This window comes from Arthrobacter sp. YAF34 (assembly GCF_052113245.1).
Taxonomy (GTDB): Bacteria; Actinomycetota; Actinomycetes; order Actinomycetales; family Micrococcaceae; genus Arthrobacter.
In genome coordinates, this window is record NZ_JBFRCV010000003.1 from 26,125 (window position 1) to 39,967 (window position 13,843).

14 protein-coding genes and 2 tRNA genes are annotated in these 13,843 nt (G+C 66.9%); 4 read left to right on the plus strand and 12 right to left on the minus strand.

The window, feature by feature from the left end; translation table 11 throughout:
• Positions 1-11: 11 nt before the first annotated feature.
• On the minus strand, positions 12-1,175 hold the full coding sequence (locus tag AB4Y72_RS04555) for a trans-sulfuration enzyme family protein (RefSeq protein WP_441424994.1): 1,164 nt from the start codon (positions 1,173-1,175) through the stop codon (positions 12-14).
• A gap of 133 nt (positions 1,176-1,308) precedes the next feature.
• Here AB4Y72_RS04555 and AB4Y72_RS04560 point away from each other — a divergent pair, with 133 nt between their 5' ends.
• On the plus strand, positions 1,309-1,806 hold the full coding sequence (locus tag AB4Y72_RS04560) for an Lrp/AsnC family transcriptional regulator (RefSeq protein WP_441424995.1): 498 nt from the start codon (positions 1,309-1,311) through the stop codon (positions 1,804-1,806).
• A gap of 77 nt (positions 1,807-1,883) precedes the next feature.
• Here AB4Y72_RS04560 and AB4Y72_RS04565 read toward each other — a convergent pair whose 3' ends face one another.
• Positions 1,884-3,125 carry an MFS transporter gene (locus tag AB4Y72_RS04565; protein ID WP_441424996.1) on the minus strand — a complete coding sequence of 414 codons (1,242 nt, stop codon included), beginning with the start codon at positions 3,123-3,125 and terminating at the stop codon, positions 1,884-1,886.
• A 176-nt stretch (positions 3,126-3,301) separates the two neighbouring features.
• On the opposite strand from AB4Y72_RS04565, the gene AB4Y72_RS04570 reads away from it, so the two are divergent.
• Positions 3,302-3,841, plus strand: a complete 540-nt coding sequence (locus AB4Y72_RS04570; protein WP_441425222.1) for an Lrp/AsnC family transcriptional regulator — start codon at positions 3,302-3,304, stop codon at positions 3,839-3,841.
• A 7-nt stretch (positions 3,842-3,848) separates the two neighbouring features.
• Complete coding sequence (gene corA, locus AB4Y72_RS04575) at positions 3,849-4,844, plus strand: magnesium/cobalt transporter CorA (RefSeq protein WP_441424997.1); 996 nt, start codon at positions 3,849-3,851, stop codon at positions 4,842-4,844.
• A 74-nt stretch (positions 4,845-4,918) separates the two neighbouring features.
• On the opposite strand, the gene AB4Y72_RS04580 is transcribed toward corA, so the two are convergent.
• From AB4Y72_RS04580 to AB4Y72_RS04590, 3 genes are all read right to left on the minus strand, one after another.
• Positions 4,919-5,242, minus strand: coding sequence for a hypothetical protein (locus AB4Y72_RS04580; RefSeq protein ID WP_441424998.1), 324 nt, complete (start codon positions 5,240-5,242; stop codon positions 4,919-4,921).
• A gap of 101 nt (positions 5,243-5,343) precedes the next feature.
• The gene (locus tag AB4Y72_RS04585) at positions 5,344-6,936 is read right to left on the minus strand and encodes an ABC-F family ATP-binding cassette domain-containing protein (protein ID WP_441424999.1); all 1,593 of its coding nucleotides are present in this window, start codon (positions 6,934-6,936) and stop codon (positions 5,344-5,346) included.
• Complete coding sequence (locus AB4Y72_RS04590) at positions 6,933-7,403, minus strand: GatB/YqeY domain-containing protein (RefSeq protein ID WP_441425000.1); 471 nt, start codon at positions 7,401-7,403, stop codon at positions 6,933-6,935. Before AB4Y72_RS04590 ends, AB4Y72_RS04585 begins: the two co-directional genes overlap by 4 nt.
• Before the next feature lie 283 nt (positions 7,404-7,686).
• On the opposite strand from AB4Y72_RS04590, the gene AB4Y72_RS04595 reads away from it, so the two are divergent.
• Positions 7,687-8,913: an LGFP repeat-containing protein gene (locus AB4Y72_RS04595; protein ID WP_441425223.1), complete on the plus strand. Its 1,227-nt coding sequence runs from the start codon at positions 7,687-7,689 to the stop codon at positions 8,911-8,913.
• A 91-nt stretch (positions 8,914-9,004) separates the two neighbouring features.
• Here the strand turns inward: AB4Y72_RS04595 and AB4Y72_RS04600 are convergent, their stop codons facing one another.
• The 7 genes from AB4Y72_RS04600 to AB4Y72_RS04630 form a co-directional block, all read right to left on the minus strand.
• Positions 9,005-10,060: a matrixin family metalloprotease gene (locus tag AB4Y72_RS04600; RefSeq protein ID WP_441425001.1), complete on the minus strand. Its 1,056-nt coding sequence runs from the start codon at positions 10,058-10,060 to the stop codon at positions 9,005-9,007.
• 146 nt (positions 10,061-10,206) lie between these two features.
• On the minus strand, positions 10,207-11,742 hold the full coding sequence (locus AB4Y72_RS04605) for a N,N-dimethylformamidase beta subunit family domain-containing protein (protein ID WP_441425002.1): 1,536 nt from the start codon (positions 11,740-11,742) through the stop codon (positions 10,207-10,209).
• Positions 11,743-11,801: 59 nt separating this feature from the next.
• A tRNA-Arg gene (locus AB4Y72_RS04610) sits at positions 11,802-11,874 on the minus strand.
• 249 nt (positions 11,875-12,123) lie between these two features.
• Positions 12,124-12,285, minus strand: coding sequence for a hypothetical protein (locus AB4Y72_RS04615; RefSeq protein WP_441425003.1), 162 nt, complete (start codon positions 12,283-12,285; stop codon positions 12,124-12,126).
• A 77-nt stretch (positions 12,286-12,362) separates the two neighbouring features.
• Entirely contained in the window at positions 12,363-12,584 is a 222-nt protein-coding gene (locus AB4Y72_RS04620; protein WP_441425004.1) for a hypothetical protein, read from the minus strand.
• A gap of 312 nt (positions 12,585-12,896) precedes the next feature.
• Positions 12,897-12,969 (minus strand) — tRNA-Ala (locus AB4Y72_RS04625).
• A gap of 46 nt (positions 12,970-13,015) precedes the next feature.
• The gene (locus AB4Y72_RS04630; RefSeq protein WP_441425005.1) at positions 13,016-13,837 is read right to left on the minus strand and encodes an SDR family oxidoreductase; all 822 of its coding nucleotides are present in this window, start codon (positions 13,835-13,837) and stop codon (positions 13,016-13,018) included.
• Positions 13,838-13,843 lie beyond the last annotated feature (6 nt).

Genomic DNA, 13,843 nt, shown 5'->3' on the forward strand with positions numbered 1-13,843 from the left:
CGGGCCGCCAGCTACCGGGTGGCCTCGATCGCCTGCACGAGGTCGGCAACGATGTCGGCCGGGTCCTCCAGTCCCACCGAGATCCGCAGCAGGCTCGCGTGCGGCTTGGCCGAGGCCTCGACCGGCCGGTGGGTAAGCCCGGCCGGGTGCTGAATGAGGGTGTCGATCCCTCCAAGGGAGACGGCGTGCGTGATCATGCCGACGGCGGCCGGGATGCGTTCGGCGTGCTCGGCGCTGGCGAGTTCGAAGGCCATGAGAGACCCCGGGCCGGACATCTGCGTGCCGATGAGGCTCTGCGGGTCGCATTCGGCCAGCCCCGGGTAGTAGACGCGCTTGACGAGCCCGTGCCCGGACAACGCCACTGCGACCTTCTCGGCGCTGGCCTGCTGGGCACGCACCCGGACGGGGAGCGTTGCCAGCCCGCGGTGCAGCAGGTAGGCCGGCCACGGGGTCAGGATTCCGCCGGTCACGGCCCGGATCTGGCGCAGGCGCACCGCCCATTCAGGGGCTGCGGCCACCACGCCGCCCATGGCGTCGCCGTGGCCGCCCAGGAACTTCGTGGCACTGTGCAGGACCATGGCGGCGCCGTGCCTGAAGGGCTGCTGCAGCACCGGGCTGGCGAACGTGTTGTCCACCAGCAGCGGCACCCCGTCGGCGGCGGCGGCAACCGCGGCGATGTCGACGAGCTCGAGGGTCGGGTTGGCCGGCGTCTCCAGGATCACCAGGCCCGTGTCCGGCCGGAGCGCGGAGCGGACGCCCTCCGGCGTCGTAAAGGTGATCTCGTTGCCAAGGACCCCGGAAGCGAGCAGGTAATCGCTGCCGCCGTAGAGCGGCCGCACGGCCACCACATGCCTCTTGCCCGTTGCCACCACGGCGAGGAGCACCGCGCTCAGCGCCGCCATTCCGGTGGCAAAGGCGACCGACTCGGGGGTGCCTTCCAGGACAGCGACGCCTGACTCGAAGCGTGCCACGGTGGGATTCCACAACCGCTGGTAGACGGTGCTTTGGCCCTCCACGTGGGACCCGCCGGTGGCCATGTGCTCGTAGGCCAGGCCGCCGTCATGCACGGACGGCAGCGGCGCCGTTGTAGACAAATCGATGGGCACCGCGTGCACGCCCAGTTCCGCGAGCCCGTCCCGTCCTGCGTGTACCGCCAGTGAATCTTGAGAGAGCACCGTAACTCCTTACGAACATTCGCCATTGAATTCCGCAAGTATCTGGCAATAATTCGAGGTTTTACAGGGGTTCTGAATGGAACTGTCGGATATTGCCGTTTATGATGAACTCACAACACCAGATGGAGGATCCGTGAGCAGCAGTGCGAAGAATGTTCGGCCGGGAGCCGGCGAGCCGCTGGACGCGATCGACGAGCGCCTGCTCGCTGCCCTCGTCGCGGATGCCCGGATCTCGAACAAGCAGCTGGCAGAGCTCGTGGGGATCGCGCCGTCGACGGCGCTGATGCGCACCCGCGCCCTGTCGGAGCGCGGCATCATCGAAGGCTTCGAGGCCAACCTGAGCCTGTCCGCGATCGGCCGCTCGGTCCAGGCGCTCATCGCCGTGCGGCTCCGCGCCCACGACCGCGAACAGATCGACCGCTTCACCTCCCGGGTCCCGAACCTCCCGGCCGTGCTCTCGACCTTCCACACCTCCGGGTCGGTGGATTACCTGCTGCACATCGCCGTTGCCACCACCGAGGACCTCCGCGACTGGGTGCTGGACAACCTGGCCACCGACCCCGTCGTGGGCCACACCGAAACAACGCTGGTCTTCGACCACATCCAGGGCAACCACGGCCCCCTGCCGTAACCGTTCCCGCGGCATCCGCTGATCCCGCGGGCGTCCAGGGACCCCCGGCGCAAGCCCGACGGCGCAGGCCAGCCGGCTCAGGCGCGACGGCGCAGCGCGCTCCGCAGCGTGATGGCCGCCAGGGTCAGCGCGGCGGCGGCGCATACGGTCACGAAGCCGGCGACGGCGGCCTGCAGCCCCACGATCCCGGCCGCGAGCCCCAGCCCGATCACCGGGAAGGCGCTCCCGAGATACGTGATGACGTAAACGGTGCTGATGATCTGGGCATGCCGGGCGGCCTCCACTTTGCCGGCCACATCGTTGAACACTGTGCGGAAGGCCACGCCCTGTCCCACGCCGGCCGCGATGCTGGCCAGGATGAGCAGCCACGGGCTGCTGCCGGCGGCGGCCGCGGCAATCAGCAGGACAGCGACGCCCAGAACCGCCAGGCCGGCGGGCACGGCGAACCGTCCCCGGATAGCCAGCAGCTGGCTCAGGGCCGAGGAGCCCAGCGTCAGTCCGGCCAGGAGGCCGATCAGCGGCCGTGAATCGGCGTGGACAATCTGGGCAAAGTAGCCGGGCGCGAGGGAGAGGCAGAAGCCGAAGACGGTGAAGCTCAGGAAGCCTACGGACGACGCCAGCCAGAAGGCGCCGCGCGCGTCAGACGAGACCGAGGGCCGCCGCGGCGCCAGAACGCGCAGCGGCTGGGGGCCGGCGTGAAGGGTGATCGCGGGCCGTGCCTTGAGCAGGTAGAGCGGCACCAGCACGGCCGCGAGGACGACGGAGTGCAGGTAGTACGGCGTCGACGTCGGGCCGGGCAGGAGCGAGAGCATTCCGCCGATCGCAGGGCCGGCAGCGACGCCCCCGGCCGAGGCCAGGAGCGTGAACCGGGAGGCCCACTCCGGCCGGCTGGGCAGGAGTTCGCGCAGGGCTGCCGAGCTGGCGCCGGTGGCGAGCGCCACGGCCACGCCCTGCAGGGCGCGGCCGGCGCACAATGCCGCAAGGCTGCCCGCGGTGGCGAAGACGAAACCGCCGGCCAGGCCCACGAGGACCGCCAGCACCAGGGCCGCGCGCCGTCCGATGTGGTCGGACCAGTGACCGGCCAGGACCAGGGTTGCCACGAGCGCCAGCACATAGGCGGAGAACGCCACCGTGACGTCGAGCGCCGTAATGCCGAGCTTTGCCTGCAGCAGGGGGTACAGCGGCGTCGCAAGATTCGCGCCGACCAGCAGCGTGAAGATCACCACGCCTGCCATGACGAGCCGCGCGGTGGTGGAAGCATCCCAGCCCCAGCGGTCAGCTGTAGCCGGGCGCATGCGGAGTTCGCTGAAGACTGTCATGTCCGTGCCCTTGCATGAAATCGGGCCGCATGTGTTCCCTGTGGGGAACACCGACGGCCCGGTCGAAAGATTTATACCTACAGACTGCAATACCAATGATCTGGATAGCCAAATTCTGTGCCAAAATTGAGCAAAACAGTCATTCTCTGACTGTTGAAGTGAACCGGAGTGATGATTTGAACAGTCTGGACCCCACCGACTTGAAGATCCTGCTGGAGCTGATCCGGGATCCGCGGATCCAGATCGGCGAGCTCAGCGATGCCCTGGGCATCGCGCGGAACACCGCCCAGTCGCGCGTGCGGCGCATGCTTCGCTCGGGCATCCTGCACGACGGCGGCCGTGAGATCGACCTCGAGGCGGTGGGATACGACGTCGTCGCGTTCGTGACGATCGAGGTCAACCACCGGGAGCTCGACGGCGTGGTGGGCGCCCTCAGGCTGATCGCCCAGGTCCTGGAAGTCCATGAGATCTCCGGACGAGGCGACGTCTGGTGCCGCGTGGTGGCGACGGATACCCACAATCTCCAGGCCGCCCTCCGGTCCATTCTTCGGATCAAGGGCGTGATCCGCACGGAAACCGTCCTGGCGCTGCACACCCATATCCCCTACCGCACCGAGCCGCTGATCAGCAGGCTCGCCCAGGGCAGCGCACTCGCCCCCGGCCGGCCGGCGTCGCGCCGGGCCGCTTCCGCCGAACAACAGGCAAACACTGGATAATGTTCCGGTGACTATCATCGACAACGCCGTCTACGTGGATGGCAAGCGCAGCGCCGAGCCGCGGAACCTCGAGCAGACCTTCGAGACCTTGGCAGAGCACGGCGGCATGGCCTGGATTGGCCTGTACCGGCCCACGCCGGACGAAATGGCAGCCGTCGCGGCGGAATTCGGACTGCACCGGCTGGCCGTGGAGGACGCGATCTCGGCCCACCAGCGCCCCAAACTGGAACGGTACGACGACAACCTGTTTACGGTGCTCCGTCCTGCCCGGTATCTGGATGAGACCGAGACCGTGGAGTTCGGCGAACTGCACGTCTTCACGGGCCGGAACTTCGTGGTCACGGTCCGGCACGCCGAGACGAAAGTGGTGGGCCACGTCCGGCGCCGGCTGGAGAGCCGCCCGGACTTGCTGTGCCACGGCCCCGAGGCCGTCCTGTACGCACTCATGGACCAGGTGGTGGATGACTACGGGCCGGTGGTGGCCGGGCTGGAAAACGACATCGACGAGATCGAGGACCAGCTCTTCAGCGGCGACCCGCTGGTGTCCCGGCGCATCTACGAACTCGCCCGCGAGGTCATCCATTTCCAGCGCGCCATCCATCCGCTGCCGGCCATGATGCACCAACTCCGCCGTGGCTTCGAAAAGTACATGGTGAACACCGAACTGCAGCACAGCCTCCGCGACGTCGAGGACCATGTGGAGCGGCTGATTTCCCGCGCCGATTCCTTCCGGGACCTGTTGCAGAACGCGCTCACCCTGGACGGGACACTGACCGCCAACCGCCAGAACGAGGCCAGCGCGGAACAGAACGAACAGGTCAAGAAGATCTCATCGTGGGCCGCGATCTTCTTCGCACCGACCTTCGTGGCCGGGCTCTACGGCATGAACTTCGACGTCATGCCCGAGCTGCACTGGACCCTGGGCTACCCAATGGCGATCGGGCTCATGATCGGCACGGCGGCGCTCATGTACGTCATCTTCAAGAAGAAGGGCTGGCTCTAGCGGAGCGGCCCGCGGGCACCGGGCGAAGGGCGCCGGTCCGGGCCGCGGGCGCCGGTCCGGAGCCATTCCGTGCCCTAACTGGAGGAGCGCCGGTTCCGGGCCTGGGCCACGAGCCGCCGGAAGGCCAGGACGAAGACGAGTTCGATCAGCACCATGAGACCGAGCAGGAGCCAGTTCCCCCTGCCGATGAAGACGACAGCCCCGGTGAGGACCAGGATGCTGCCGAGCGCCAACGAGTAGACGGCAAACCCGAAGGCCACACGCGCGCTGCGGACGCCGGTCCGGAAACCAAAGCCCTGGGGCTCGCCTCCGGGGTAGCCGGCAACGCGGTCCGGGCCCGCGGGCTTGAGCCTGTCAAACTCTTCCCACGGGTCGCGGTCCTGCTGCTGGTCGGTCATGCTCTCATTATCCCGCGGACCGGCCGTCTCCGCTCGGCGGCAGGCCGACCGCCGTGGCGGAGCCCCGCAGCGCCAAGTCTCGGTCCGTCACGACAGTTCCTTCAGGCGGCGCGGACGTCGACCTCTCCGGGCTCCGAGCCGTCGCTGCCGAACACAAGCTGCCGGTTGGCGATCTTTTCGGTGAAGAACCGGTCGTGGCTGACCACCACCACGGCCCCGGGGAAATGGAGCAGCGCCCGCTCCATCACCTGGGTGCTGGACATGTCCAGGTGGTTGGTGGGCTCGTCCAGGAGCAGGACCGAGGCCCCGGACAGCAGGCACTGCGCCATGGCGACGCGTGCTTTCTGCCCGCCGGAGAGGTTCCCGATCTTCTGCTTGAGGTCCGCCTCGGAGAACTGGAACATCGCGAGGAACCTGTTGACGGACTTCTTCGTCGCGCTGAACGCCAGGCTGTCCGGCAGCGCGTTGACCGCGTGCGAAACAGTGTCGGCGTCGTCGAGCTCGTCCAGCATTTTGTTGTACGAAACGAAACCCGGCCCCTTGGCCCAGACCACATCACCGGAATCCGCCGGTTCCTCCCCGGTCAGCACTTTGAGCAGCGTGGACTTGCCGCTGCCGTTGGAGCCCAGGACCACGATCCTGTTGCCGCGGCGGATCTCAAAGCTCAGGTCCTCAAACAACACTTTGTCATCGTAGGACTTGGCCAGGCCGTCTACCCGGCAGAGCACGTCCTTCACATGCAGGCCGCCATAGATCTCCGTGACGATCTGGTCGACCGGCCGGGGCGTGCGTGCCTTCTTGATCTTGGCCAGCTGGTTCCCCAGCCCGCGGCTGGCAGCCTTGGCGGCCTCGCGCCGGTCGGCGATGCCCTCGGCTTCAAAGGCCAGGAGCTCGGACTCATGGACGAACTGGGCCTCGAGCGTCTTGAGCCGGAACTGCTTCTGGACAACGTACTCGGCGAAATTCCCCGGGTATTCGTGCAGATGGAAGTTTTCTACCTCGATGATCCGGGTGACCACGGCATCGAGGAACTTCCTGTCGTGCGAGACGATGATCGCGGCACCGCGGTAGTCGCGGAACCAGCTCTCCAACCATTCGACGCCGGCCACGTCCAGGTAGTTGGTGGGCTCATCCAGGAGCAACACGTCCGGGCCCTCCAGCAGGATCTTGGCCAGGGCGGCGCGGTTGCGCCACCCTCCGGAGAGTTCGTCAATGGCGCACGTGCGGTGAGCCTCGCTGAACCCCAGCGTGGTCAGGACGGTGTCAATGCGGCGCGTGTAATCCCACCCGTCGAGACGGTCCATGTCCTCGAACAGCTCGGCCTGGCGGCGGATCAGCCGGTCCAGCTCGTCGCCGGCAGGGTCTGCCGCGATAGCCGCGTCAATGTCCGCCAATTCGGCCTCGGCAGCCTTGATCTCGACGAACAGCCCGTCAAGGACCTCGAGGATGGCCGCCTCGCCATCCAGCTCGGAAAACTGCGAGAAGTACCCCACCTTGGTGCCCTGCTCCAGGGTGACCGTCCCGGCGTCCGGGGAGACCTGGTCCAGGATCAGCTTGAGTATGGTCGTCTTCCCGGAACCGTTCTTCCCGATCAGGCCCACCCTGTCCCCCGGTTCCAGGCGGAAGAACGCCTCGCGGAGGATCTGTGCGTTCTCGAACCGGACCCCGATGTCGTGCAGCCGGATCAGGCTCATTGCTGCGCGAGACGGTTGCGCACGATTTCGCTGACGGCCTTGCCGTCGAAACGTCCGGCCACCTTGGCGGTGACGGGCTTCATCACGGCCCCCAGCTGGCGCAGGGACAGCTCGACGCCGTCGGCCTTGAGCGCCGCGATGGCCTCGTCCACGATGGCCTCGACCTCCGCGGCGGTGAGCGCCTTGGGCAGGTAGGCCTCAATCACCTCAGCCTCGGCGATCTCGGCGGCGGCACGCTCGGTCTCGCCGGCCTCGGTGTAGATGCGGGCCGTGTCGCGGCGCTTGGCGGCTTCCTTTTGCAGGAGCGAGGTAACCTGCGCGTCATCCAGCACGATCGGCGTCTTGCCCGATTTCTCGCGGGTTTCGATCTCGCCCAGGACGTTGCGGACGGTGGTGAGGGCAACTTTGTTGCGGTCCTTCATGTGGCTCACGACGTCGGCGTGCAGGCGTTCTTTCAGGGTGGTCATTGTTCTCCTCGTGTCACTACCAAGGCTAAGGCAGAACCCGTCGGAGCCGGTCACCAGGAAAATCCGTTGGGCGTCGCAGGAAATCCTCACGCGCGACAAAGATCCCCTCCGGATCCACCCCTGTTTGATCCCGATTCGATATGCATAAATTAGTGAGTTGCACGTATTGTCCTCCTTGGGGGAAACAATCAGGCGGGGGAACTGTCTCAGCCGGCGTCAAGCCCGACATCACCGGTTCGAGGCAGCGCTATGCGCTGCGGAAAATATGAGGTCTGCAGTGTTCATGCACCGCCCGCTCTCGCTCGCCATGGCCGTCCTGGCCCTCGCAGGCAGCACCGTCGCCGCATCTGTGCCCGCGGACGCGGCCGGATACACCACCGGCGGAGCCATCGGCTCCCTTTACAACTCCCAGGGGCGCACCCTCGGAGCCCCGACTTCCAACGAGTACAGTGGCCACGCGGACCGGGTCCAGAACTTCCGGTACGGGCTCATCTACTGGTCGCGGGCAACCGGCGCCCATTCGGTGCGTGGCGGGATCCTCGGCGAGTACAGAAGCCAGGGCTCCGACGCCGGCAAACTCGGACTGCCGATCACCGAGGAAAGAGCAACGGTCGGAGGCGGCGTCTACCAGCAGTTCAAAGGCGGGATCATCTACTGGTCGCGGGCAACCGGCGCCCATTCGGTGCGTGGCGGGATCCTCGGCGAGTACAGAAGCCAGGGCTCCGACGCCGGCAAACTCGGGCTGCCGATCACCGAGGAAAAGGCAACAGTCGGAGGCGGCGTCTACCAGCAGTTCAAAGGCGGGATCATCTACTGGACCGCGTCCCGCGGCGCCCACGCCACGCTGGGTGCGGTCCGCTCCCTGTACGCCCAGGCCGGTGCAGAGCGCGGCCTGCTCGGGTTCCCCACCTCAAGTGAGATCAGCGTCCGGGACGCCGGGGCAAGCTACGTCTACCAGAACTTCGAGCAGGGCATGATCTCCTGGAACGGCGTGTGGGTCCCCGTCTTCAACGAGGACCCGGGCCACGCCCACGTCGTGCTTGGGGACTTCTACAAGGAATACCTCGCGGCCGGCGGCGTCAAAGTCACCGGCTACATCTCCGGCAACGAAGTTACCGGCCAACCCGATGAAGTGACCGGAGCCATCTCCGTTGCCGGCCAGTGGTTCCAGAACGGCGGCATCTTCTACAAGGCCGGCGCAGGAGTCCATTACCTGCCCAACGCCTGGATGGATGGAGTCAGCACCTCGGACTTGGATGCCCTGGGATACCCCATGAGCGGCGTCCACGCCGTGGCTGGCGGGACGGCGGTGGATTTCGAACACGGCTCGGTGACGCATGGCCCGGACGGAAAGTTCACGGTCACGCTTTCGACGCCTTCTCCCACGGCGCCGGCGACGGAGGCTCCGACTCCGTCGCCGAGTGCATCATCGACGCCGACAGTACAGAGCGGGACGCTGAAAGGCTCCCTGGTTCCAAGCCCGGCCGGGAGAGCCGGCATCACCCCCTGACAGGAAGGGAAACCGCCGGTCCCCGAATCCCCTCGGACGGTGATCATGAGCTGTGTTCTCATGCAGGGCAGGACCGCCCCGGCTCCCCCGGTCAGATCCCGGGCCGGCACTCCCCCTGGCCGAGAATGGCCAGGCCGTTGAGGTCCCCGGCCTGGTAGCTGTTCAAGCCGGCGGAGTCGGTCGGGCTCATCAGTTGGGACGGGTCCTGGACGTGGCCCAGTCCCACGACGTGGCCGAGTTCGTGTTCGATGGTGCCGCGGGCCTGCGCCGGGCCTTCATCTTCGATGATGGAGTGCAGGGCGGGCGCGTTCAGTTTCAGCTGGCCGCTGACGTAGGTGTAGCCGGTGTCTCCGATGCTGACGTCCTCGCTGCCTCCGATGCCCAGGATGGTGTAACCCTCGTCGGGGTTGGTGAAGCGGGGCTCCTCGGCGGTGGTTTCCCAGGCGATGAGCACCGGCGCCCAGCGGTCACCGTACCGGGCCGGCTGGTAAGGGTCGCGTTGCGCTGACGGCGCCTCCGTGGTGGGCCCGTCGTTGATGAACACCAGCCCGGTCGCGCGGGAGACGGCGGAGATGGCCTGCTGGATGAGTTCCGCTCCGTCCGATGGCTGGTTGGCGGCACGGGTGACGTAGTGGATGGGCCGGCACGGGTCGTACCTGACCGGCTGCCCGTCATCGCCTTTGTCCATGAAGGTATAGGCTGCGGACTTGGCAGGCACCGGTGCGGGGCGCCCGAGCGGGGCAGAGGCCTCTTCACGGCCCGGGGTCGGGTAGCCGGTGAGGGGCACGGAGCCGTCAGCGTCAGCCGGTGCCGGAGACCCGGCGGGGTCCGGGCCGGTGTGGTAAATCAGGGGGCCGGTGTCACTGTTGCCGGGAGCTTGCGCGGGGGCGGGAGCTTGCGCGGGGCCGCCGAGGAACGCTGAGGGTTTCAGGTAACCATGCAGGTAGAGGCTGAAGGTGAACAGGAGCGCGCCGACGGTAAGGGCTGCGGTGACCCTGAGCGCGCCCCGGAAGGGCCGGATCGGCGGGGCGACGCGGGCACGGGGGTCCTGGAAGGAGGGGTAGGTGTGGACCTGGCTCGCGTCCCAGCCCGGGGGCAGCGGACTCGGGTTGTGCCAGCCAGGAGGCAGGGCCTGATGGTCGGCCATCTCTTCATGCTTCCGCAGCGGAATTGGATGCGGTTCCCCCTGCTCACTCATCGCTGCTCCCTACCCCCATCGTCGTCGGCTCCGGTGTCAGCGTAGGGGATACCGAGCCGGCGCACCACGTCCAGGTCGGAACTCCTTCCCGGGGCTTAGACGGCCGTCCCCCCGTAGCGCTGCCCGATGGGCCCCTGGGCGGCCGCGGTGATGATGTTGCGGGTGACCCGGGCGGCGAAGTCGCGTGAACGGGCCGGGACGGCGGGGTCATACTGGGCCGCCAGCCAGTTGGTTGTGGCCATATTGATGACGGCCGATCCGGATTTGGTGGTGTAAATGGAGCCGTCGCTCCAGTCCTTGGCTCGGTAAGAACCGGGCGCGGGTGAGTGCGAGAAGATCACGAGGTTGCCGGGCTGGGACGGGAGGTTGCAGTTGGCGTCAGTCTCCCCTGCAATCAGGCCCGGGAACGTCGCTCCGCGCTTGACCCCGGTTCCCTGGAAGGCGAAGAACGAGGGTTCGGTGACGGTGAACAAGCCCGTGACGCCGAGGTCCCCATACATGCTTCCGGTCAGCGAGCACGCCGGCTCCGGGGAGGGGCCATCCTGCCACCGGGTGGTGGCCAGCTCCGGGTGCGCCGACGCGAGGGGGTCCAGCGCAGCTTCCCGGTAGCACACGACAAGGCGGTCGGGTCCGAGGGCGGAGGGTTCGGTGCGGATGCGCCAGTAAACGTTGTTCGCACCGAAGAACACCACGTTTGTCCCGGCGTCCCGTACTGCTTCGACGCTGCGGCGCAGTCCGTGCGACCAATACTCGGAGTGGCCCGAGAACAGGATCGCGGCCGCTCCGGTGAGGAGAGCGGGGTTTCCAGCCAGCCGTGCTTCGGTGGTGTAGCCCAGCGACACCCGGCTGTCGGTGATGCTCTCAGCGGTGCGGATCATCGGAACGTTGTAGGTCTCGAACACGTCAGGATTGGCGTAGGGCCGGTCGAACGAGACCTTGAGGGACCGGGTCGGTACTTTGCCGTCACGCCCGGTGTACAGGGACGCCCCGCCCCATTTGTTGTAGGCCTGCATGGTCAGGTCGTTGAAGACCAGCACGGCCTTGCCGGCCAGGGACGCCGATTCCACCACGAGCGGGATCATGTGGGCCTGCGGGGACGGGGTCCGGGAGTACCAGGGCGACGGGGCGGAGAGGACCAGGTAGTAGAATCCTTCGGGCCACGCCGAGGTGTCCACCTTGAGGCTGACTTTCCAGTTACAGAACGTCGCCCGGGTGGCCGGGTCCACGGTGGCCGGGGCCTGCGCAACGACTGGTGTTACAGGCGAGGACCAGACCAGGCGCTGGCCCAGCCCGGCATAGTTTCCCAACCGGTAGGCCTTCACCTGGAAGGTCTTCTGGGTGGAATTGACGAACAGGTCGACGACCCGCTGCTTGGCCGTGGACGCGTGCTGCCCGAGGAAGCCCTGCAGTGCACCGCTGGTCCCCCACGATGTCGGCAGCTGATTTCTCGATGTGCCGAGCCTGCGGTTCTCGCCCTGGAATGTGAATCCGTTCGACGCCGCAACGGTCGTCGCCGCGACGGCGGGCGACAGTCCGGTCATGGCCGCCGCGGTTCCTGCCAGCGCGGCAACGATAAGGCCACGGCGGGACGGTACGGCCGTTTCAAGGAGATTCTTCAGGTTTTCACTCATCGGTGCCAAGCTTTCGTCGTTCGCACCGCTCCGGTCCGTTCCGGCCGCGGGGTAATGCGTGCCCGAAGCAGGATTCAAACCTGCGATCTTCCCCTTAGGAGCGGGACGCTCTATTCGCTGAGCTATCCGGGCCGTGCCAATGTGCGGTTCAATACGGTGGCAGCACCGAATCTCCGCCCCGACACCTTTACGGTGTGCTCGGGCGCTCCGTGGCATTGGCACCACGTCCGCCAAGTTTGAGTCCCGGGAGCCCTGGTCGGACGGCTTCCCTCGGGCCCGGGGCAGTCGCTGTTTCCCGGCGTAGATCTTTCATGTGTGCGGCAGTTGCAGGTTTACGCACCGCTGGCTAGTAACCGAGTTCGCAGGCGTTTTCGGACCGACTTATGCAGGCTTTGCCGGTGCGTCGAACGGGTGCGCGGCGCCGTCCAGGGTCGGTGAGACGACCCGCCGCAGCGGGACGCAGTACTCACCGGTTACCAGCTGGAACAGCCACTTAGCGTAGTCGCGGCTCGTGACCTCGTTGCGGAAGCATCTGGCGGTCACGGATGCCTTCTTGTCGAAGGCGGGCCGGGTGGTGAGGGTCTCCAGGACCTTCAGGTGCCTGCGCGCTTCGTCGGCGGTCAGCCGGGGACTGTGGAAGCGCCTCTACCTGTGGGGCCGCCGCCGCCCGGGACTCCGCCCGTCGAGCTGGCAAAGTAGCCCTCGGCTCCATCCCCTGCGACCGCGAGGACGTAGCCTCGTGCGCAGGTTCGTTCCTGGGCGGGGCCCGCGGCGCCGAGCGCCAGGGCCGCATCTGCCGTCCGGGTTGCCAGGACGGCGGGCATGCGTGTGTTCGATTTCAAGATGTATCCCCCAAATTCTTGGTCCTCGCGGATCCTCGGACAGCCTAACTCAACGTCGCCGAAACGCAGCGCCGGACGAGGCAGCGTGTCGCCGGAGGAGGTCTGTGGCGTGCAGCCCGGGCAGGGGAACGTCCCGGACGGCACGAACCTGCCGCTGAGCGGTTGCAATCCATCAACCGATCGGCAAGGGCCGCTGTGGTCACCGGCATGAGGGACAACATGCTGGCGATTGGACCTTTGGATTCGAGGGCCCAAAGTTATATCAAAGTGTTTAATCCGGGGTACCGATGACCCACGAATCCCTGCTATTTGTGGAGCTAAGGAGATTCGAACTCCTGACCTCTTCGATGCGAACGAAGCGCTCTACCAACTGAGCTATAGCCCCGAAACAACGCCGATCCTGACGGAACGGCGTTGCCGGTCTCCCTAGGCTACAAACTATCTGCGTTCTTTGCCAGCCAGCCCTCGAATGTCTCCTTGCCGTGTCGCGCCTCCGGCACGACGTTGAGCCCCGCCCGCAGGTAGCGGCCCATGGCCCCGGGCAGCGGCAGGCTCACCATATGCCCCTTCGACCCGGTGGACCGCTGCCACTCCCTGGCAAAATCGGCCATGTCTTTGATTTGGGGTCCGCCGATGGTCAGCAGGCGGTGCCGTGGACCAGCAGAGGGCGACTCTGGTGGCGGCGACGGCGCCAGGGCGGTTTCCAGGAGCATCATCGCGACGTCGGCCGGCGAGACGGGCTGGAACCGGGCGCGCCTGATCACGGGGATAATCCGAAGCTTCTCTCCGGCGCCAAACATCATCGCCAGCAATGAGTGGAACTGGGTGGCCCGGACTACTGCAGTGTCCAGCCCGGACAGCGCGTAGACATGTTCCTTGGCAGCCTTAGAGCGGTAGAAGGCCGCGTTGCTGCGGTCACAATTCACGATGGACAGCATGACGGCCTTGGCCGTCCCCGCGTCCTGGGCGGCGGCCAGCAGCCGCGCGCCGCCGTCGGCAAAGCCCTTCCGCGCTTTCCCGGAGCGTCCCTCCAGGCAGTCAACCACGACGTCGGCCCCGGCCACGGCGGCCGCTACCCCCTCCCCGGTCGTCACATCTGCGCGGAAGTACTCCGCGTCCGCAGTGCTGCCGGCGGCGCCGGCAACCGGAAGGTTGCGGCTCAGGACGGCCACGGAGTGCCCGGCATCAACAGCCTGGCGCACCACTTCCCTGCCCACCTGGCCAGTTCCGCCGGCGACGCAAATTCTTGTCATGACCAG

Bases quoted from the DNA above. Each gene is read 5' to 3' on its own strand.
- AB4Y72_RS04565 (WP_441424996.1), bottom strand. From the start codon at position 3,125: ATGACAGTCTTCAGCGAACTCCGCATGCGCCCGGCTACAGCTGACCGC.
- AB4Y72_RS04580 (WP_441424998.1), bottom strand. From the start codon at position 5,242: ATGACCGACCAGCAGCAGGACCGCGACCCGTGGGAAGAGTTTGACAGG.
- AB4Y72_RS04585 (WP_441424999.1), bottom strand. From the start codon at position 6,936: ATGAGCCTGATCCGGCTGCACGACATCGGGGTCCGGTTCGAGAACGCA.
- AB4Y72_RS04590 (WP_441425000.1), bottom strand. From the start codon at position 7,403: ATGACCACCCTGAAAGAACGCCTGCACGCCGACGTCGTGAGCCACATG.
- AB4Y72_RS04595 (WP_441425223.1), top strand. From the start codon at position 7,687: ATGCACCGCCCGCTCTCGCTCGCCATGGCCGTCCTGGCCCTCGCAGGC.
- AB4Y72_RS04600 (WP_441425001.1), bottom strand. From the start codon at position 10,060: ATGGCCGACCATCAGGCCCTGCCTCCTGGCTGGCACAACCCGAGTCCG.
- AB4Y72_RS04605 (WP_441425002.1), bottom strand. From the start codon at position 11,742: ATGAGTGAAAACCTGAAGAATCTCCTTGAAACGGCCGTACCGTCCCGC.
- AB4Y72_RS04630 (WP_441425005.1), bottom strand. From the start codon at position 13,837: ATGACAAGAATTTGCGTCGCCGGCGGAACTGGCCAGGTGGGCAGGGAA.